Origin of the sequence: Amycolatopsis echigonensis (assembly GCF_002846615.1) — a bacterium.
Taxonomy (GTDB): Bacteria; Actinomycetota; Actinomycetes; order Mycobacteriales; family Pseudonocardiaceae; genus Amycolatopsis; species Amycolatopsis echigonensis.
The window spans coordinates 7,293,520-7,311,927 of the sequence record NZ_PJMY01000003.1; the positions used below are offsets into that span (position 1 = coordinate 7,293,520).

Annotated in this window: 21 protein-coding genes; 12 read left to right on the forward strand and 9 right to left on the reverse strand. The window is 70.7% G+C overall.

Annotated features, from left to right (window positions below; genetic code table 11):
- Window positions 1–118 precede the first annotated feature (118 nt).
- Window positions 119–1,339, forward strand: a complete 1,221-nt coding sequence (locus ATK30_RS39410; protein WP_101439789.1) for an MFS transporter — start codon at window positions 119–121, stop codon at window positions 1,337–1,339.
- 4 nt (window positions 1,340–1,343) lie between these two features.
- Here the strand turns inward: ATK30_RS39410 and msrA are convergent, their stop codons facing one another.
- Window positions 1,344–1,844: a peptide-methionine (S)-S-oxide reductase MsrA gene (msrA, locus tag ATK30_RS39415; RefSeq protein ID WP_101439790.1), complete on the reverse strand. Its 501-nt coding sequence runs from the start codon at window positions 1,842–1,844 to the stop codon at window positions 1,344–1,346.
- A gap of 37 nt (window positions 1,845–1,881) precedes the next feature.
- On the reverse strand, window positions 1,882–2,769 hold the full coding sequence (locus ATK30_RS39420; protein ID WP_101439791.1) for a LysR family transcriptional regulator: 888 nt from the start codon (window positions 2,767–2,769) through the stop codon (window positions 1,882–1,884).
- 84 nt (window positions 2,770–2,853) lie between these two features.
- On the opposite strand from ATK30_RS39420, the gene ATK30_RS39425 reads away from it, so the two are divergent.
- On the forward strand, window positions 2,854–3,711 hold the full coding sequence (locus tag ATK30_RS39425; RefSeq protein ID WP_244194866.1) for an EamA family transporter: 858 nt from the start codon (window positions 2,854–2,856) through the stop codon (window positions 3,709–3,711).
- A gap of 23 nt (window positions 3,712–3,734) precedes the next feature.
- The gene (locus ATK30_RS39430) at window positions 3,735–4,361 is read left to right on the forward strand and encodes a DsbA family oxidoreductase (protein ID WP_101439792.1); all 627 of its coding nucleotides are present in this window, start codon (window positions 3,735–3,737) and stop codon (window positions 4,359–4,361) included.
- Between the two features lie 115 nt (window positions 4,362–4,476).
- On the opposite strand, the gene ATK30_RS39435 is transcribed toward ATK30_RS39430, so the two are convergent.
- On the reverse strand, window positions 4,477–4,968 hold the full coding sequence (locus ATK30_RS39435; protein WP_101439793.1) for a histidine kinase: 492 nt from the start codon (window positions 4,966–4,968) through the stop codon (window positions 4,477–4,479).
- 154 nt (window positions 4,969–5,122) lie between these two features.
- Between ATK30_RS39435 and ATK30_RS47005 the strand changes: the two genes are divergently transcribed.
- A complete protein-coding gene (locus tag ATK30_RS47005) occupies window positions 5,123–5,257 on the forward strand; it encodes a hypothetical protein (RefSeq protein WP_279630039.1) in 135 nt (44 codons plus the stop codon).
- Between the two features lie 33 nt (window positions 5,258–5,290).
- Here ATK30_RS47005 and lepB read toward each other — a convergent pair whose 3' ends face one another.
- Window positions 5,291–6,175, reverse strand: coding sequence for a signal peptidase I (lepB, locus tag ATK30_RS39440; protein WP_101439794.1), 885 nt, complete (start codon window positions 6,173–6,175; stop codon window positions 5,291–5,293).
- A gap of 476 nt (window positions 6,176–6,651) precedes the next feature.
- On the reverse strand, window positions 6,652–7,416 hold the full coding sequence (locus ATK30_RS39445; protein ID WP_101439795.1) for a crotonase/enoyl-CoA hydratase family protein: 765 nt from the start codon (window positions 7,414–7,416) through the stop codon (window positions 6,652–6,654).
- Window positions 7,417–7,523: 107 nt separating this feature from the next.
- On the opposite strand from ATK30_RS39445, the gene ATK30_RS39450 reads away from it, so the two are divergent.
- Both ATK30_RS39450 and ATK30_RS39455 read left to right on the forward strand, forming a co-directional pair.
- Complete coding sequence (locus ATK30_RS39450; protein WP_101439796.1) at window positions 7,524–8,078, forward strand: HD domain-containing protein; 555 nt, start codon at window positions 7,524–7,526, stop codon at window positions 8,076–8,078.
- 85 nt (window positions 8,079–8,163) lie between these two features.
- On the forward strand, window positions 8,164–8,598 hold the full coding sequence (locus tag ATK30_RS39455) for a L,D-transpeptidase (RefSeq protein WP_101439797.1): 435 nt from the start codon (window positions 8,164–8,166) through the stop codon (window positions 8,596–8,598).
- On the opposite strand, the gene ATK30_RS39460 is transcribed toward ATK30_RS39455, so the two are convergent.
- Both ATK30_RS39460 and ATK30_RS39465 read right to left on the reverse strand, forming a co-directional pair.
- Window positions 8,599–9,756, reverse strand: coding sequence for an NAD(P)/FAD-dependent oxidoreductase (locus tag ATK30_RS39460; protein WP_101439798.1), 1,158 nt, complete (start codon window positions 9,754–9,756; stop codon window positions 8,599–8,601).
- A complete protein-coding gene (locus tag ATK30_RS39465; RefSeq protein ID WP_101439799.1) occupies window positions 9,753–10,070 on the reverse strand; it encodes a bifunctional 3-phenylpropionate/cinnamic acid dioxygenase ferredoxin subunit in 318 nt (105 codons plus the stop codon). The genes ATK30_RS39460 and ATK30_RS39465 overlap by 4 nt, the downstream gene beginning before the upstream one ends.
- Window positions 10,071–10,348: 278 nt before the next feature.
- Here ATK30_RS39465 and ATK30_RS39470 point away from each other — a divergent pair, with 278 nt between their 5' ends.
- Window positions 10,349–11,470, forward strand: coding sequence for an aromatic ring-hydroxylating oxygenase subunit alpha (locus tag ATK30_RS39470; protein WP_101439800.1), 1,122 nt, complete (start codon window positions 10,349–10,351; stop codon window positions 11,468–11,470).
- 18 nt (window positions 11,471–11,488) lie between these two features.
- On the opposite strand, the gene ATK30_RS39475 is transcribed toward ATK30_RS39470, so the two are convergent.
- Both ATK30_RS39475 and ATK30_RS39480 read right to left on the reverse strand, forming a co-directional pair.
- A complete protein-coding gene (locus ATK30_RS39475) occupies window positions 11,489–11,860 on the reverse strand; it encodes a nuclear transport factor 2-like protein (protein ID WP_208637541.1) in 372 nt (123 codons plus the stop codon).
- Window positions 11,861–11,960: 100 nt separating this feature from the next.
- Window positions 11,961–12,623 carry a GntR family transcriptional regulator gene (locus ATK30_RS39480; RefSeq protein WP_183125205.1) on the reverse strand — a complete coding sequence of 221 codons (663 nt, stop codon included), beginning with the start codon at window positions 12,621–12,623 and terminating at the stop codon, window positions 11,961–11,963.
- A gap of 71 nt (window positions 12,624–12,694) precedes the next feature.
- Between ATK30_RS39480 and ATK30_RS39485 the strand changes: the two genes are divergently transcribed.
- The 5 genes from ATK30_RS39485 to purU are packed head-to-tail and all read left to right on the forward strand — an operon-like array spanning window position 12,695 to window position 18,395.
- A complete protein-coding gene (locus ATK30_RS39485) occupies window positions 12,695–13,939 on the forward strand; it encodes a sarcosine oxidase subunit beta family protein (protein ID WP_101439802.1) in 1,245 nt (414 codons plus the stop codon).
- Window positions 13,940–13,947: 8 nt separating this feature from the next.
- On the forward strand, window positions 13,948–14,226 hold the full coding sequence (locus tag ATK30_RS39490; protein ID WP_009078042.1) for a sarcosine oxidase subunit delta: 279 nt from the start codon (window positions 13,948–13,950) through the stop codon (window positions 14,224–14,226).
- Window positions 14,223–17,012, forward strand: coding sequence for a 2Fe-2S iron-sulfur cluster-binding protein (locus ATK30_RS39495; protein WP_101439803.1), 2,790 nt, complete (start codon window positions 14,223–14,225; stop codon window positions 17,010–17,012). The genes ATK30_RS39490 and ATK30_RS39495 overlap by 4 nt, the downstream gene beginning before the upstream one ends.
- Complete coding sequence (locus ATK30_RS39500; protein WP_101439804.1) at window positions 17,002–17,553, forward strand: sarcosine oxidase subunit gamma; 552 nt, start codon at window positions 17,002–17,004, stop codon at window positions 17,551–17,553. Before ATK30_RS39495 ends, ATK30_RS39500 begins: the two co-directional genes overlap by 11 nt.
- Entirely contained in the window at window positions 17,550–18,395 is an 846-nt protein-coding gene (gene purU, locus ATK30_RS39505) for a formyltetrahydrofolate deformylase (RefSeq protein ID WP_101439805.1), read from the forward strand. The genes ATK30_RS39500 and purU overlap by 4 nt, the downstream gene beginning before the upstream one ends.
- Window positions 18,396–18,408 lie beyond the last annotated feature (13 nt).

Sequence of the window (18,408 nt, forward strand, 5' to 3'; positions counted from 1 at the left end):
GTGGCCCGCGCCCGCGTGATATCCGGCGCGGTTTTGTTCGGCGAGAAGGTCCGGAGAGCGGGAGCGCGCGGCGGTGTGCTGCGGAAAACCGGTTGCGGCGCGGAGGACACTGGCGGACATGGCGGGGTGGGGTGGGAGCGGGCCGGCTTGGGTCCGCCTGCAAGCGGTGGCGGTGTCCGGTTCAACCTGTGAAGGGCTTTTGCTCGCGGCGCTGCCCTTGCTGGCCGTCTCGATCACCACCGACCCGCGTGCGGTGTCCCTGGTGAACGTGGCCGGGCAAGCGCCGTGGCTGCTGCTTTCGCTGTTCGCCGGAGTGGTGATCGACCGGGTCCGGCGGACGACCGTGCTCGCTTCCGCCTACGCGGTGCAGGTCGTCGCCGCGCTCGCGTTGGCAGTGCTGGGTTCCACCGGTTCGCTGAGCCTGCCCGCGCTGCTGGCGGTGGCCTTCGTGCTCACGACGGCGCAGGTGTTCGGCGACGGCGCGGCGGGTTCGGTGGTCCCCGAGGTGGTCGCGCCGGATCAGCTCAACATGGCGAATTCCCGGCTGCAGGTGATCGACCGCGGCATGGTCCAGTTCGTGGTGCCGCCGGCGACCGGGTTGCTGATCGGGGTCAGCGCGGGACTGCCCGCGTGGCTGGCGGCCGTCGCCGCGCTGGGCGCCTTGCTGCTCGCACGGGGAATCCCGTCGGCGAAGCCGGTGCGCACACCGGTGCATCCGCTGAAGGACGTGACGGCCGGGTTGCGCTATCTGGTCGGCACGCCGTTGCTGCGGTCGATCACCATCACGGTCGCTTTGGGGTCGTTCGCGGCGGCCGCGGGCAACTCGATGCTCGTCCTCTACGCCACGCAGGAACTGCACCTCGCTCCGTTCGGCTGCGGCGTGCTGCTGGCCTGCTTGGCCGTCGGCTGGGTGGTGTCGTCGTTCTTCGTGGACCGGTTCGTGCGGCGGTTCGGCTACTCGACGGCGATGCGGATCGCGCAGGCGTGCGCGGTGCTGAGCCAGCTGCTGCTCGCGATCGTGCCGCCGTGGCCGGCGCTGGTCGGCGCGGTGCTGATCTTCCTGACCGGGACGACGTTGATCTGGAATGTCTGTTCGCAGTCCAGCCGGCAGCGGTTCACCCCGTCGGAGCTGCTGGGCCGCGTGCTGACCAGCCATCGCGCGCTGGCCTGGGGCTTGACGCCGCTGGGTGCGCTCGCGGGCGGCTTCGTGGCGGTGCACTGGAGCTTGCGCGGGGTGTGGGTGATGGCGGCGGCGGTCCAGCTCGTCGGGACGTCGGTGGTATGGCGGCAGCTGTCCCCGTCGGCGTTCCGGGAGGCAGAGGCCGCGATGGCGCGCTGAGGCGTCAGCCGCGTTTCGGGAGTTTCCAGCCGGGGCGGGGGAAGTGGCAGGTGTAGCCGTGGGGGTAGCGCTGGAGGTAGTTCTGGTGTTCGGGTTCGGCTTCCCAGAAGTCTCCGGCGGGGGTGACTTCGGTGACGACTGTGCCGGGCCAGAGTCCGGAGGCGTCGACGTCGGCGATGGTGTCTTCGGCGATGCGTTTTTGTTCGTCGGTGGTGTAGAAGATGGCGGAGCGGTAGCTGGTGCCGATGTCGTTGCCCTGGCGGTTTGTGGTGGTGGGGTCGTGGACCTGGAAGAAGAATTCGAGGAGGGTGCGGAAGTCGGTCTGGTCGGGGTCGTAGGTGACTTCGATGGTTTCGGCGTGGGTGCCGTGGTTGCGGTAGGTGGCGTTCGGGACGTCGCCGCCGCTGTAGCCGACGCGGGTCGCGGTCACGCCGGGCTGGTGGCGGAACAGCTCCTCCATGCCCCAGAAACACCCGCCGGCCAGAATCGCCTTTTCTTCCGCCATGTCGCCTCCTCCGTGCTCGAACCGCTGCGCTCCCATGCTAGTCGCCGGGCAGCAGCCCGAGGACGAGGGCGAGCGGCGGCCACGCGTCCCGTCCGCGCCGGGTGCAGGCGAAGGCGCGCAGCCGGACGTCCGGCCCGGTCAGCGGCAGGACGGTGACGTCGGACCGGGTCGGCCAGGATTCGGGCAGCAGGCCCACTCCGCCGCCCGCCGCGATCAGGTCCTGCACCAGGTCGAGGTTGTCCGCGCGGTGGGTGAACCTCGGGGAGAACCCGGCCATAGACGCCAGCGTCCCGACGACTGTCTCGTCCGCGCCGTTGCGGGAGTTGCCGATCCAGTCGCGGTCGCGGAGCGCGGCGAAGACGTCCAGGGTTCCGTTGCCCCGCAACCGTTTCGCGTCCGCGCGCGGCACCGCGAGACCCCACGGCTCGGCCCACAGCGGACGCACGGCGAGCGACGGATCCGCGGTCGCGGGCGCGAGGTTGTAGTCGTAGGTGAGCGCGAGGTCGATGTCGTCGGTCCGGAGCTGTGCGAGCGCCTCGGCCGGTTCGTGCTCGCTGATCGTCACGCGGACCTGCGGATGCCGCTGCGCGAGCTGATCCGCGACTGGGAGCACGGCGTGGCGTACGCCGGTCCCGAAGCCCGCGACGCGCACGGTTCCGGCGGGTTCGGCTTCGGGATCGAGGTCGACGCGGGCGGCCTCGACCGCGGCCAGGATCGTGACGGCGTGCTCGGCCAGCCGTCGCCCGGCAGGAGTGAGCCGCACGCGGCGGCCGTCCGGTTCGAGGAGCGCGACCCCGGTTTCCTTGGCCAGCACCGAGATCTGCTGCGAGACGGTCGACGTTGTGGTTTCGAGCACGTCCGCGACCGCGCGCATCGAGCCGAGCCGCGACAACTCGAGGAGGAACTGCAGCCTGCGGGTCTCCATCGCTTGATTGTTCACGATATCCGGACAGTACGTCCAGGATTGGCACGTGGACACGAACGGTCCGGATGGGTTCTCCTGGACAGCGTGCTTCCCTCCACTCCCCGGGCCGGCGTCGCCCTCGCCGTCGGCGCCATGCTGTCCGTCCAGCTCGGACTGGCGGTTTCGGTCGGCCTCGCGAACCGGATCGGGCCGACCGGCGTCGCGTGGCTGCGGCTCGCGTGGGCCGGCGTCCTGCTGCTGGTGCTCGTGCGGCCGCGGCCGTCGGCGTTCCGCCGCCCGGCGTTGCTGACGTGCGTAGTGCTCGGCTTCGCGACGGCCGGGATGACGATCCTGTTCATGATCGCCGCGACCCGGCTGCCGCTGGGCACGGCGAGCGCGCTGGAATTCCTCGGCCCGCTGACCGTCGCGATCGTGCGCGGCCGCAACGGAACCCGGGTGTGGCCGGTGCTGGCGGCGGCCGGAGTGGTGCTGCTGACCCAGCCGTGGCAGGGCGGGACCGACCTCGTCGGCCTCGGCTGCGCGCTCGCGGCGGCGGCCTGCTGGGGCGCCTACATCGTGCTGACGCAACGAGTCGGCGACGAGGTGTCGGGCCTGCGCGGGCTGGCGGTGTCGATGCCGGTGGCGGGTCTGCTCGCCACCGTCGTGCACGGGCCTGCGGTGCTGGGCCAGGTGACGTGGCCGCTGCTGCTCGCCGGGCTGGGGCTCGCCGTGCTCGTGCCGGTGGTGCCGTTCAGCCTGGAGATGATGGCGTTGCGCCGGTTGACGGCGTCGGCGTTCGGGACCCTGATGAGCCTGGAACCGGCGATCGCGCTGGTGCTCGGGCTGATCGTGCTGCACCAGGTGCCGAATTTCGCTGCGGCGGCCGGGATCGCGTTCGTGGTGGCGGCGGGCATCGGCGCGGAACGGACCGGGGCGCGGGAACCGGTGAAGACCGCCGTCTAGCGGGCGCGCTCTAGGCTGGCGGCATGCAGGTGGAAATCTGGAGCGATGTCGTGTGCCCGTGGTGCTATCTCGGGAAGGCGCGGTTCGAGAAGGCGCTGGCCGGGTTCGAGCACCGGGACGAGGTGACCGTGACGTACCGGTCGTTCGAGCTCGACCCCGGGCGGACCGGGACCGAACCGCTGCTGGACATGCTCACCGCGAAGTACGGGCCGCAGGCGGGGGAGATGGAGCAGCGGGTCGCCGGGCTCGCCGAGGCGGAAGGGCTCGGCTACCGGACGGACCGGGAAATCGGCAACACCTTCGACGCGCACCGCCTGCTGCATCTGGCTCGCGAGAAGGGCCTGGAGAACGAGATGCTGTCCGCGTTGTTCCGCGCGAATTTCGCCGAGGCTCGGCCGGTGTTCACCTCCGAGGTGCTGACCGATGTCGCCGAGGAGGCCGGATTGCCGCGCGCTGAGGCCGAAGCGGTGCTGGCGGATCCGTCGCGGTATGCGGAGGCGGTCCGCGCCGAGGAGCGGGAAGCCGCGGAACTGGGCGCGGGCGGGGTGCCGTTTTTCGTGCTGGGACGGCGGTTCGGGGTCTCCGGAGGACAGTCCGTGGAGGTTTTCGCGCAGGCGCTCGAAAAGGCTTGGGCCGCTTCCGCCGGGTGATCGCCGGGATTCGACTGCCCGTCTTCAATGCTGAGCGAGCGTGGCTGTCCCGGCGATTTCGGGTGCTGCTGCGGCAATGCCGGTCGCGAAAGGTCCGGACTCGCCGGGGCGACGCTTACTCGGACCAGGTGCTGAGGCGGTTCAGCAGCCGTTCGAGCACCTGCGGGTCCGCGGTGACCGGTTCGCCGGAGACGGGTTCGTCCACCAGCGTGCGCCGGTCGCCCCGGCGCGGCAGCCGGACCTGTCCCGCCGAAATCCCGCCGGGCAGCGGAAGCTCGCACCACGTGGTGCGGCCGCCGCGGTCGCCCTGCCGCACCCCGATCCGCTCGTCGCGAGGCGGGCTCGGGGCGACGAGATCGTCGTCCACCTCGATGACGAGCCGGTCGCCGCGCAGCTGGAGCCGGACGGTCACGAAAGCGGGCGCGGACGGGCTGCTCTGGTCGACGACGTCGCCGACGAGCCGGACCGCGGCGTTCGTGACCTGCTCCAGCATCGGCAAGAGCGACCAGTCGGTCAGGATCAGGCGGACGAACAGCTCGGTGCACGGGACCGCGCTCGGCTGCGCCACCAGCCGGAGGTCGTCCACCTGGGTTGTGCGCGTGCTCAAGCGTCACCTTCCTCCTCGGCGAGCGGTCCGATCGGCCGGGACCGTGCGGGCATCATGCCACCGCCGCCGGGCCGCGCTGCGGCGGGAGGGCGGTGTCCGGGAGAACCGCAGGTCACAGGTCCGGACCACCCAGGCGTCCCGCTGAGCGGTCGCCGTGTCCACAGTGGAGCTCCTGCCGGGCAGGCCCTGCGGCGCGGCGGCCGCCGGACCGGAGGCACGGCTCACCGAGTTCAGCCCCGCATCGCCCACCGTCCGCCGGATCCGGGTGGTGACCCGGCATCCGGCTTGAGACGAGTGCGGGGACGTCCGCGGGGCGGGGAGGTCAGTCGTGCTTGCTCAGCTTCCGTCGCAGACCCCGTCCGGCCGCGAGCGTCGGGAACGCCAGCAGCGCGCCCGCACCGAGCGGGATTCCCTGTTGCCACGCGGGAGCGCCGAGCGCCGCGGGCGCGGCTTGCGGGTCGTGGTCGCTGACGCCGCCCCAGCGCGAGGGCGGCAGGACGATCACGCGCGCCTTGCCGATGACGTCGTCCACCGGGACGGTGCCGTTCACCCCGCCGCCGCCCTGGCAGCGGGAATCGCACGAGTTCTCCCGGTTGTCGCCCATCACCCAGAGGCTGCCCTTCGGGACGGTGACCGGGGCGAACGTCTGGCGCGCCGTCGGCGGCTGCTCCAGCCAGTGCACGTACGGCTCGTCGAGAGGTTTGCCGTCGACCAGGACGCGGCCCTGCGGGTCGCAGCACTGGACGGTCTGGCCGCCGACGGCGATGACGCGTTTCACGAAGTCGCGCTCGTCCGGCGGCGCGAAGCCGACCAGCGAACCGAGGCCGCGCACCGCCTTCGTGAAGATGTTGCCCGATTCCTGCGGGGCGATCTCGTTCGCGGTCCACGGCTGCGGGCCGCGGAAGACGATGACGTCGCCGGGGGCGGGATCGGTGAAATCGTAGGTGACGCGGTCGACGACGACCCGGTCGCCGAAGCAGCCGTCGCATCCGTGCAGCGTCGTCTCCATCGACGCCGACGGGATCAGGAACACCTTCGCGACGAACTGCTGGATCAGGATCGTCAGCACGAGCGCGATCCCGATCAGGATCGGCAGCTCCTGCCAGAACGGACGCTTCCGCCGCGCTTTCCGGGGCGGTTCGTCCGCGCCGGGACGGTCGGATCCGGACTCGCCGGGGGCGGGGACTGGGGGGATCGGGTCGGCCACGCCGTCAGGCTACCCAGATCCGCCCGCCGGACGGCGGACCGCGCGCGGCCACGATCGGGGGGTCGTGCCGGTGGGCGGGACGGCAACCGGAGATTTCGCCCTCAGGGAAGGAAAACGGGCCGGAATCGGGGGAGAGGTTCGGAATCCGGCCGGGGAGCCGGGTCGGACGGGGGAACCGGCAGGAGATGGGGCGGAAACCGGAGCAGCGCGCCGGTCGATCGGGGTCGGAGTGTCCCGGGGCGCGTGCGTCAGAGCCTCGGGAGAAACGCAGCCCGGCGGAGGTGGAGACCCTCGGCTCGCCCTTCGAGCAGCACCGTCGGGGCGTCGTACGGGCGGAGGACCAGCGATCTCGCACCGCGGAGAGACCGGATTGCGCGTCACCGCTGAGGTTCCGGCGAAGGTGAGGGGACCAGCTCAACGGAACGCCGCACCCGCCGACCGCGAAATGCCCTGCTGGCAAAGACAAGCGGCAGCGACTAGTTCTCGAACGACCCGTGCCGCCCGGCTCCCTCGGCGAACCGGGTGGCTCCCGCGAGGGTATCCGCGCTGAGCGACTGAATCCCGTGCCGGAATTCGTTGTCCATCGCGGATTCCTCGCTCAGGGACTCGCTTTCCAGCAAGGCCGCCCGATCCTCCCGCAAGCAGGTCTGCGGGAACGCGGCGATGTCCCGCCCGAGGGCGACCGCGGCGGGCAGCGCCTGCCCGGCGGGCACGACGCGATTCGCCAAGCCGATCCGGTGCGCCTCCTCCGCGCCGACCGGGCGGCCGGTGAGCACGAGATCGAGCGCGTGGCTCCGGCCGATCAGCCGCGGCAGCCGCACCGTGCCGCCGTCGATCAGAGGGACGCCCCAGCGCCGGCAGAACACGCCGAACACCGCCGTTTCGTCCGCGATCCGGAGGTCTGCCCAGATCGCCAGCTCCAGTCCGCCCGCGACGGCGTGCCCGGACACCGCCGCGAGCACCGGCTTGCGCAACCGCAGGCGCGTCGGGCCCATCGGGCCGTCGCCGTCCGGTTCGGTCCGGTTGCCGCGGCCTTCGCTCACCGCCTTGAGATCCGCGCCCGCGCAGAACGTCCCGCCGACGCCGTACAGCACCGCGACCGCGGCGTCCGAGGCGTCGAATTCCCGGAACGCGTCGGCCAGCGCTTCGGCGGTGTCGCGGTCGACGGCGTTGCGGCGTTCCGGCCGGTTGATGCCGATGGTGGTGACCGGACCGTCGCGCTCGACCAGCACTGTGCTCACTCGCGGCCTCCTCGGGGACAAAGCGGTGGACAAAGCGGGTGCCCGGGCAGCATGCCATGCCCCGTAGGCTCCGGCGCGGAGATCGGCACGGGAAGGAGACCGCGGGAATGGACGCCGAAAGCCTGGCCGCGTTCGGGTTCGAACTGGGGGTGCTCAAGCGGGTCCGCCGCGCGGGCTGGTGGCAGGCAGGGGTCCGCGACCCGGAGTCGGTGGCCGAGCACAGCCTCCGCGCGGCGCAGCTGGCCGCGCTGCTCGCCGCCGAGGAAGGCGCGAGCCCCGAGCGCGCGGCGTTTCTGGCGCTGTGGCACGACACTCAGGAGACCCGCACCGGCGACCTGCCGCACACCGCCGCGCCGTACCTGACGAAACCGGAGCCTCGCGCGATCACAGCGGACCAGACCGCGAGCCTGCCGCGCGCGTCGGCGGAAACCGTGCGGGCGGCGGTAGACGAGTACGAAACACGCGAATCGGCCGAGGCGCGATGCGCGAAAGACGCCGACAAACTCGAAATGCTTTTCCAGGCCCTCGAATACCGGGCGACCGGAGTCTCCACAGTGGACGAATGGCTCGCGTCGGCGCAGGCCGGGCTCTTCACCGAAACTGCGAGGCGGGTTGCCGAGGCCGCGCTGGCGACATCGCCACTGGCTTGGCGGTCTCGTTAGAGCTCACCCACATGGGCGCACTTCTGGTTTAGGACTGTCCTCCTTGGGAAAGATCCAAAGAACGACCATCTCGGGGAGGCACAGGATGAACCGGAAAATCACGGCAGTACTGGCCAGTATCGCGGCGATGGCGGCAACGGTCGGCTTCACGGCGAACGCGGAGGCAGCGGGACCGCCGTGCGGCGCCCAGGCGAAGGCGTGCCTGAAGCTCTCGGCGAACACAGCGTGGCTGATGGACCACGGCAAGGTCGCCCGCGGCGGCGTGCCCGTCACCGTCGGCAAGCCCGCGTTCCCGACCCCGGTCGGCACGTTCCACGTGCAGTACAAGGATCTTCACCACTACAGCAAGGAGTTCAACGGCCCGATGCCGTACTCGGTTTTCTTCACCAACACCGGGGTGGCGTTCCATCAGGGCAGTCTGAAGGTCCAGTCGCACGGCTGCGTCCACCTCTCGCACGCGGACGCGGTGGCGTTCTTCAACACGCTGCAGCCGGGCGACGTGGTGCAGGTGGTGCGGTAATCACCCGACGGGCATCGGCCGCCGCAGCGCTTGCCTGCGCAGGCGGCCGAACCCCCTCGGGTTGTTGAGCCCGAACACTGCCACGGTCTGGCCGTCGCGGTGGTAGGTGGCGAGGAAGGACTCGTCGTCCGGGCCGCCGTCGGCAAAGCGCACCTCGTCGTCGGGCGAGGGATGCCCAGCCAGCTGGAGGGTGCCGGCGTACTGATCCGACCAGACGTAACCGCTCGGTTCGTACTCCCGGACCGCCTGCCCGGCCAGCAGATTCGCGACCGCGACAGACGCCTGTTCGCTGGCGTTCGTCCAGTGCTCGTGCCGGGTGCCCGCTGGACCGTACGCCGCGACGTCCCCCGCCGCGACCACGTTCGGCAGCGAAGCGACCAGGCCGGAGTCGGTCCGTACGCCGTTGTCGACGACCAGCCCGGAACCATGGAGCCATTCGACCGCGGGAACCATGCCGATTCCGGCGACGACCACGTCCGCGGGCAGAGTCTCGCCGGTCTCCAGCTCCACCCCGGTGACCCGGCCGGAGAGCGTGGAAAGCCCGGCCACCGAAGCGCCGCAGCGCAGGGTGACGCCGTTCCGGTCGTGCAGGCGCGCGCAGATCGAGCCGAGCTCCGGACCCAGTACGCGGGCCAGAGGCGTCGGCAGCGCCTCCAGCACAGTGACGTCCAAGCCCAAGGCATTGCACGTCGACGCCACCTCGGCCCCGATGAACCCGCCGCCGACGATCACCACGCGCGCGCCGGGGATCAGCTCCTCGCGCAGGGCGAGTGCGTCGTCCAAGGTGCGCAGAACGTGAACTCCGGCAACGGATTCCGTCCCCGGCAAGGCACGGGCGCGCCCGCCGGTCGCGAGCACGACGCCGTCCGCTTCGAGTTCGCCGTCGGACAGGACGAGACGGCCGGTCGACGGGTCGAGACGTTCCGCGCGGGTGCCGAGCCGGACGTCCAGCGAGGCGAGGTCGTCGGCGTCGAGCAGCTCCAGCGACTCGCGCGACGCCGTCCCGGCGAGGAAGGCCTTCGACAGCGGCGGCCGGTCGTAGGGGAGATGCGGCTCTTCGCCGACCAGGACCACGCGGCCGTCGAACCCCTGGGCGCGCAGTTCCTGCGCCGCGCGGGCGCCGGCGAGCGAAGCGCCGACGATCGCGACCGTCTTCACGCAGCGTCCTCGGCGGCGTCGGCGAGCACGTAGATCACGCCCTCGGCGACCTGCACCTGGTAGGTGCGCACCGGCTGCTTGGCGGGCAGGCACGACGGCATGCCGGTGCGGAGGTCGAAGAGCGCCGCGTGCAGCGGACACTCCACGAAGCAGCCCTCGAGCCAGCCGTCGGCCAGCGACGCGTCCTGGTGGGTGCAGGTGTCCCCGATCGCGTACAGCTCGCCGTCGGCGTTGAAGACGGCGATGGGCTCCGGCCCCGCGATCCGGACGGACTCGCCCGGGGGCAGTTCGTCCACAGTGCACGCGCGCAGCATTGATTCCTCCGAAGCTGGGAGTTGTTGCGTATTGAGGAACACCCAACGTGATACGCAACAGAGTCTGAGCGCGCGGAAGGGGTGTCGTCAAGAGGTTACGCGGGCGAGTTTTGCGGAGCGCGGTTCCGGATGAAACCGCTGGTCGAAGGCGGTTCCGGCGAACGGGTGCGGCCAGGGACGGGTGCTTGACAGCGCCCCCGCCGAGCCTCATCTTGTTCCGGAGAGGGCAACAAGACGCGTAATACGCAACATCGAGAACCTCGAGAGGAGCCCTGCCGGTGACCGCGATCGACCTCCCGCAGAGCCTGCTGCCGACTCTGCCCGGGCCGCACTACACCGACCCGGCGATCTTCGCCCGGGAGCAGGAGCGGATCTTCGAAGCGGGATGGTTCTGCGCCGTGCGCAGCGCCGACCTGCCGTCGCCCGGCTCGTTCGAGACCGTGCAGATCGGCCGCGAAAGCGTGCTGATCGCCCGCGGTCGCGACGGGGCTCTGCGCGCGTTCCTGAACGTGTGCCGCCACCGCGGCGCGCGGCTGTGCACCGACGAAAAGGGGTCGGTGAAGCGCGCTTTCCAGTGCATGTACCACGCGTGGACCTACGGCCTCGACGGAAAGCTCGTCGCCGCCCCGAATCTGACCGGGATGCCGGACGTCGACCGCGTCGAGTACGGCCTCACCCGGTTGCATCTGCGCGAATGGCTCGGCTACGCCTGGGTTTGCCTCGCCGAAGAAGCACCGTCCTTTGCGGACACTGTGATGGCCGACGTGAGCGAACGGCTCGGCGGCCCGGGCGAGATCGAGGCGTACGGCATCGAGAATCTGGCGCTGGGCCGGCGCATCGAGTACGACGTGCGCGCGAACTGGAAGCAGATCATCGAGAACTTCATGGAGTGCTACCACTGCGCGACCATCCATCCGGAACTCACCGAGGTGCTCCCGGAGTTCGCGGACGGGTACGCCGCACAGTATTACGTCGGCCACGGCGCGGAATTCGGCGCGGACGTCACCGGGTTCACTGTGGACGGCGGCGACGGCTTGCAGCGGCTGCCCGGCGTCGGCGAGCACCAGGACCGCCGGTACTACGCGATCACCATCCGGCCGCAGGTGTTCGTGAACCTGGTGCCGGACCACGTGATCGTGCACCGGATGTTCCCGCTCGCGCCGGACCGCACCTTGGTCCGCTGCGACTGGCTGTACCTGCCGGAGGTGGTCGAGTCGGGCGCGGACCTGGATCGTTCGGTGGAGCTGTTCCACCGGGTGAACCAGCAGGATTTCGAGGCGTGCGAACGGTGTCAGCAGGCGATGGGCTCGCGCGCGTACGCCCGCGGCGGCGTGCTGGTGCCGAGCGAACACCACATCGGCGAGTTCCATGACTGGGTGCGGGCGCGGACCGGGGAGTAGCACCCGCGCCCGCGCCGGTCAGGGCTGGATGTCCATCTCTGGGCCGATGTACTCGCGCACGCGGACCGCTTTCCCGTCCTTCGCCTCGACGATCTGCACGAGGTGCAGCTTCACCGGGTTGCCGCCGACCTCGATCTCGACGGCCGCCTCGTTGAAGAACCCCTTTTCGGTGAAGGTGACGCCGACCGGGCGGAAGTCCGGCACCGGTCCGTCGCCCGCGCGCTCGTGCACGGCGGCGACCGCCTCGGAGACCGTGACCCATTTGTCGTCGGCGCTGTGCCACACGGGACAGTCCTTGACGCAGATCTTGAGGAAGAGGTCGATGTCGGCCAGCGCCTTCACCCAGTTCTCGGCGAGTTCGGCGGTGGCCTGGTCTGGTGTGGTGCTCATCGGCTCGCGGTGCCTTCCGCTCGGGGATCGATTCCCCGATGCTGCCGGGGCCGACGCCGCCGGAGTGTCCAGATTCCTGGACACTTCCGGTGCGGGCCGGTCAGATCAGCGCGCGGATCGCTTCCTCGAAACCGGTCACGTGGTCGAGCGTCAGCGCCGAAGCCTTCTTCGCGTCGCCCTCGGCGATCGCCGTCAGCAGCGGCGAATGCTCGTCCACGTGCCCGGCCATGCCGCGCAGCCGGGGGAGGAACACGCACCAGATCCGGGTCGCGAGGTTGTCGTAGTGGATCAGGGTGTCCTCGAAGAACGGATTGTGCACGCAGGCGTAGATCGCGCGGTGGAGTTCGAGGTCGGTGCGCAGGAGTTCGGCGTTTTCCTTCGGGGTGGCCGAATCCAGCTGATCGCGCAGCTCCACCAGCCGTGCCCGGTCGGCGTCGGTCGCCCGCGTCGCGGCGGACGCGGCGGCCGTCGGCTCGAGGGTGCGCCGGACCTCGGAGATGTGCGCGAGGTCGGAGATGTTGACGTCCGTGGCGAACGTGCCGCGGCGCGGGTACGCGACCACGAGGCGTTCGGTCTCGAGCCGTTTCAGCGCTTCGCGGATCGGCGTGCGGCCCATGCCGAGCGCGGTGCCCGCCCATTCCTCGTTGATCGGGTCGCCCGGCTTGATGTCGAGCATGACGAGACAGTCGCGCAGGAACTCGTAGGCGCGTTCGGCCAGCGACGGGGCGGCGGCCGGGATGACGTGGTTGACCGGGGTGCTCACCCGGCATACTCTACAGCGAAGATTGATATATCAGTAGTCGACCAGTTGTCCGATACGGGAGGCCAGCCGGAATGACCACGACGGACCAGTCCCGTCCCCCGGGCGCGGACCTTCCGGACCACCCGGATTTCCTGTGGCGGGACCCGGAGCCGCGGCGCGCGTACGACGTCGTCGTGGTGGGCGGCGGCGGGCACGGCCTCGCGACCGCCTACTACCTCGCCAAGGTGCACGGCATCACGAACGTCGCGGTGCTGGAGAAGGGCTGGCTCGCCGGCGGGAACATGGCCCGCAACACGACGATCATCCGCTCGAACTACCTGTGGGACGAAAGCTCCGGCATCTACGAGCATTCGCTGAAGCTGTGGGAGGGCCTCGAAGAAGACCTCGGCTACCCGATCCTGTTCAGCCAGCGCGGCGTGCTCAACCTCGCGCACAGCCTGCAGGACGTCCGCGACAGCGTGCGCCGGGTGAACGCCAACCGGCTCAACGGGATCGACGCGGAATGGGTCGACGCGGACGGGGTCAAGGAACTCTGCCCGATCGTCAACACCTCGCCGGACGTGCGCTACCCGGTGCTCGGCGCGACCTACCAGCCGCGCGCCGGGATCGCCAAACACGATTACGTGGCTTGGGGTTTCGCCCGCGCGGCCGCCGCGATGGGCGTCGACCTGATCCAGAACTGCGAGGTCACCGGCATCGAAACGCGGGACGGCAAGGTCGTCGGCCTCGACACGAGCCGGGGCCGGATCGCCGCCGGGAAGGTCGCGCTGTGCGCGGCCGGGCACAGTTCGGTGCTGGCGAAGATGGCCGGGATCGACCTGCCGCTGGTGTCGCATCCGCTGCAGGCGCTCGTGTCGGAACTGCTCGAACCGGTGCACCCGACGGTGGTGATGTCGAACGCCGTGCACGTCTACGTTTCCCAGGCGCACAAGGGAGAACTCGTGATGGGCGCGGGCATCGACTCCTACGCCGGCTACGGCCAGCGCGGCGCGTTCCACATCATCGAGGACCAGATGGCCGCCGCGCTGGAGCTGTTCCCGGTGTTCGCGCGGGCGCACCTGCTGCGGACCTGGGCGGGCATCGTCGACGTGACCCCGGACGCGTCGCCGATCGTCGGGCTGACCCCGGTGGAGAACCTCTACCTGAACTGCGGGTGGGGGACCGGCGGGTTCAAGGCCACGCCGGGCGTCGGCGACTGCTTCGCGCACACCGTCGCGAAGGGCAAGCCCCATCCGTACGCCGAACCGTTCACCCTCGACCGGTTCACCACCGGCGCGCTCGTCGACGAGCACGGCGCCGCCGCCGTCGCGCATTAGGAGCAACTGTGCAGCTGATTCCCTGCCCCTGGTGCGGTCCCCGCGAGGAGACCGAATTCCACTACGGCGGCCAAGCCCACGTCGCGTACCCGCAGGACCCAGCGGCGCTGTCGGACGAGGAGTGGGCGAAGTACGTCTTCTTCCGCGCCAACCCGAGCGGCCCGCTCGCCGAGCGCTGGACGCACAGCGCGGGCTGCCGGCGCTGGTTCAACGCCGTTCGCGACACCCGCACCCACGAACTCGCGGCGGTCTACCGCCTCGACGAACCCCGGCCGGTGATCCCATGACCTTCCGCCTCCCCAGCGGCGGCCACGTCGACCGCGACACCCAGCTCCAGTTCACCTTCGACGGCCGCGTCCTCACCGGACATCCCGGCGACACGCTCGCGTCCGCGCTGCTCGCCCACGGCGTGCACCAGGTCGCCCGGAGCGTCAAGCTCGGCCGCCCGCGCGGCATCATGGCGGCGGGCGTCGAAGAGCCGAACGCGGTGGTGCAGCTGGAAAAGCCGTTCCCCGAACCGATGCAGACCGCCACCACCGTCGAGCTGTACGACGGCCTGGTCGCGCGCAGCCTGTCCGGCCAGGGCCGGTTGGCGACCGAACCGGACCCGGCGCGGTACGACGCGAAACACCTGCACTGCGACGTGCTCGTGGTCGGCGCCGGTCCGGCCGGGCTCGTCGCGGCCCGGACCGCGGCACGCGCCGGAGCCCGCGTGGTGCTGGTGGACGACCAGCCCGAACCCGGCGGTTCCCTGCTCGGCTCGAACGAGTACCTCGACCTGAAGCCCGCCGTCGAATGGGCCCGAGCGATCGCCGACGAACTCCGCGCGACGCCGGACGTGGAAGTGCTCGACCGGACCACCGCGTTCGGCGCCTACGACGACGGTTTCGTCCTGGCCGTGCAGCACCGGACGTCCGGTGCGGCCCGGCAGCGCGTATGGCGGATCCGCGCGCGGCAGACGGTCCTCGCGACCGGCGCGCACGAACGTCCGATCGTGTTCCCGGACAACGACCGCCCCGGCATCCTCCTCGCCGGCGCCGCGCGGACTTACCTGCACCGGTACGGCGTCCTGCCCGGCCGCCGCGCGGTGGTGTTCACGATGGACGATTCCGCCTACGCGACGGCGATCGACCTCGCCGACGCGGGCGTGGAAGTCCCGCTGGTGGTCGACGTTCGTCCGGCCGCGCCGGAAAACTGGACCGCCGCCTGTGCGGAACGGGGCATCGAGGTCCGCACCGGGGCCGCGGTCACCGCGACCGATGGCGCCGAGCGCGTCACCGGCGTCCGCGTCGCCGGGGAGCTGATCCCGTGCGACACGCTCCTGGTCTCGGGCGGCTGGACGCCTGCCGTCCACCTGTTCAGCCAGCAGCGCGGTGCCCTGCGCTACGAACCCGCGCTCGGCGCGTATCTCCCGGACGGCGACCTTCCGACCGCTCGGGTAGCAGGCAGTGCCAACGGCACGCTGGATTTCGCCGGTTGCGTGCGAGAAGGCCGGACCGCCGCCGAAAAAGCGCTCGCCGGAGCCGGAATCGAGGCACCGGCGGAAATCCCGCTCCCGGTCTCCGACGCTCGGCCGCGCGAGCTTCCGCCCGCCGTCGAATGGCAGATCCCCGGCGCGGAGTCCGATGCGGACACCCGCTTCGTCGACCTGCAGCGCGACGCCACCGTTTCCGACGTGCTCCGCGCGACTGGCGCGGGCCTCACCTCGCTGGAGCACGTCAAGCGCTACACCACCATCGGCACGGCGCACGATCAGGGCAAGACCTCCGGCATGCTCGCCGCCGGGATCACCGCCGAAGCCCTCGGCGTCGACCTCGCCGACCGTCGCCCGACCACCTACCGCCCGCCGTACACGCCGGTCGCCTTCGCCGCTTTGGCCGGACGCAACCGCGGCGAGCTGCACGACCCGGTCCGCGTCACCGCGCTGCACTCCTGGCACGTCGAGCACGGCGCGGAGTTCGAGAACGTCGGCCAGTGGAAGCGCCCGTGGTACTACCCGCAGCCGGGGGAGGACCTGCACGCCGCGGTCCGGCGGGAGTGCATTGCCGCCCGCACTGACGTGGCCATGATGGACGGTTCGACGCTCGGCAAGATCGACGTCCAGGGCCCGGACGCCGCCGAATTCCTCGACCTGCTCTACACGAACATGATGAGCACGCTCAAGGTCGGCCGGATCCGGTACGGCGTGATGTGCGGAGTGGACGGCATGGTCATCGACGACGGCACCGTGATCCGCGTGGCCGAGGACCGCTTCCTCGTCACCACGACGACCGGCAATGCCGCGATGGTGCTGGACTGGATGGAGGAGTGGCTGCAGACCGAATGGCCGCACCTGCGCGTGTTCGCCACCTCGGTCACCGAGCACTGGGCAACAGTCGCGCTCGTCGGCCCGCGTTCGCGCGAGGTGCTGGCCGGGCTGGCACCGGAGCTGGACGTCAGCAACGACGCCTTCGGCTTCATGACCTGGCGCGACGCCGAAGTGGCCGGGATCGCCGCGCGAGTGTGCCGGATCAGCTTCTCCGGCGAGCTGGCGTATGAGATCAATGTGCCGTCCTGGTACGGCCTGGCGCTCTGGGAAGCGTTGGCGGAGCAGGGAATCACCCCGTACGGAACCGAAACCATGCACGTCCTGCGCGCCGAGAAGGGCTACCCGATCATCGGCCAGGACACCGACGGCACCGTCACCCCGCAGGACCTCGGCATGAGCTGGGCGGTGTCCAAGAAGAAGGCGGACTTTCTCGGCAAACGGTCCTTCTCACGGGCGGAAAACCAGCGGCCGGACCGCAAGCAGTTCGTCGGCCTGCTTCCGGTCGATCCCACTGCGCTGCTGCCGGAGGGCGCGCAGGTCATCGAAACCGCGCACGTGCCGAAACCGCCGGTCCGCATGCTCGGCCACGTCACCTCCAGCTACCCGAGCGCCGCACTGGACCGCACCTTCGCGCTCGCCCTCGTCCGCTCCGGCCGGGAGCGGATCGGGGAGACGCTGTATGTCGCGGACGGCGACGAGGTGGTGCCGGTGACGGTGACCGAATCCGTGCTCTACGACAAGGAGGGGACCCGCCGTGACGGCTAAGACCCTGTCTCCGCTCGCGGAGCACGCGGGCCTGCTCGCCAGCTGCGCGCCCGCCGTGCTCGCCGAAGAACGACCGTTCCTCTCGCAGCTCAACGTCCGCATCCGCGAAGGCCACGACGCCGCCGCAGCCGTGCTCGGCACCGCGCTGCCGGACGTGTGCCGGTTCACCAGCGGCATCGGAGACGTGCTGTGGCTCGGCCCGGACGAGTACCTCGTGCTCGGTGCTCCGGAAGGCACCGAAGCCGCGCTGCGGGAAGCGATCACCGTCGGCGCGGTCACCGACGTGTCGGCGCAGCGCACCACGGTGCGGCTGGCCGGGCCGGCGGCTCGCGACGTCCTGGCGCATGGCTGCGCGATCGACCTCCACCCGAAGGCCGCGCCGCCGGGCACCTGCGTCCAGACGTTGTACGCCCGCACCGGAATCGTCCTGCTGGTGCGGGAAGCGGGCGAGTTCACCGTGCTCGTGCGCCAGTCGTTCGCCCCCTACTTCGCCGCCTGGCTCGCCGACGCGGCGCTGGAATACCGAGAGGAGGAGTCTTGACCCAGTTCACCTTGACCCTGCACTGCCCCGAGCGCTCCGGGATCGTGCACGCCGTGACGACGTTCCTCGTGAGCAACGGCTGCGACATCGTCGAGCACCAGCAGTTCGACGACGACGTGCACGGGGAACTGTTCCTGCGCACCGAATTCACCTGCGCCGGTCCGGCCACAGTGGACGATCTGACCCGCGAGTTCGACCTGGTCGCCCGGGACTACGCCATGCGGTACCGGTTCTCCGACCGCACCCCGGACCGGTTGCTGGTGATGGTGTCGAAGGCCGGGCACTGCCTCAACGACCTCCTCTTCCGCTGGCGCGCGGGTGCCCTCGGCGCGGAAATCGCGCTCGTGGCGTCCAACCACGAGGACCTGCGCCCGATGGCCGAGGCCGCCGGGCTGCCGTTCGTGCACATCCCGGTGACGCCCGAGACCAAGGCCGAGGCGGAACAGCGCCTGCTGGACCTGGTGCGGGAGCACGACATCGACCTCGTCGTGCTGGCCCGGTACATGCAGGTCCTCTCGGACGAGCTGTGCCAGAAGCTGCAGGGCCGCGCGATCAACATCCACCACTCGTTCCTGCCCGGGTTCAAGGGCGCGAAACCGTACGCGCAGGCCTACGACCGGGGCGTGAAGTACGTCGGCGCGACCGCGCACTACGTGACTCCCGAACTCGACGAAGGCCCGATCATCGAACAAGAGGTGCAGCGGGTCGACCACACCCACTCGCCGCGCGCGCTCGCGACTGTCGGCCGCGACGCCGAAGCCCTCGCGCTTTCCCGCGCGGTGCGCTGGCACTGCGAACGGCGCGTCCTCCTCAACGGCAACCGGACCGTCGTCTTCCGCTGACCTACTCCCAGGG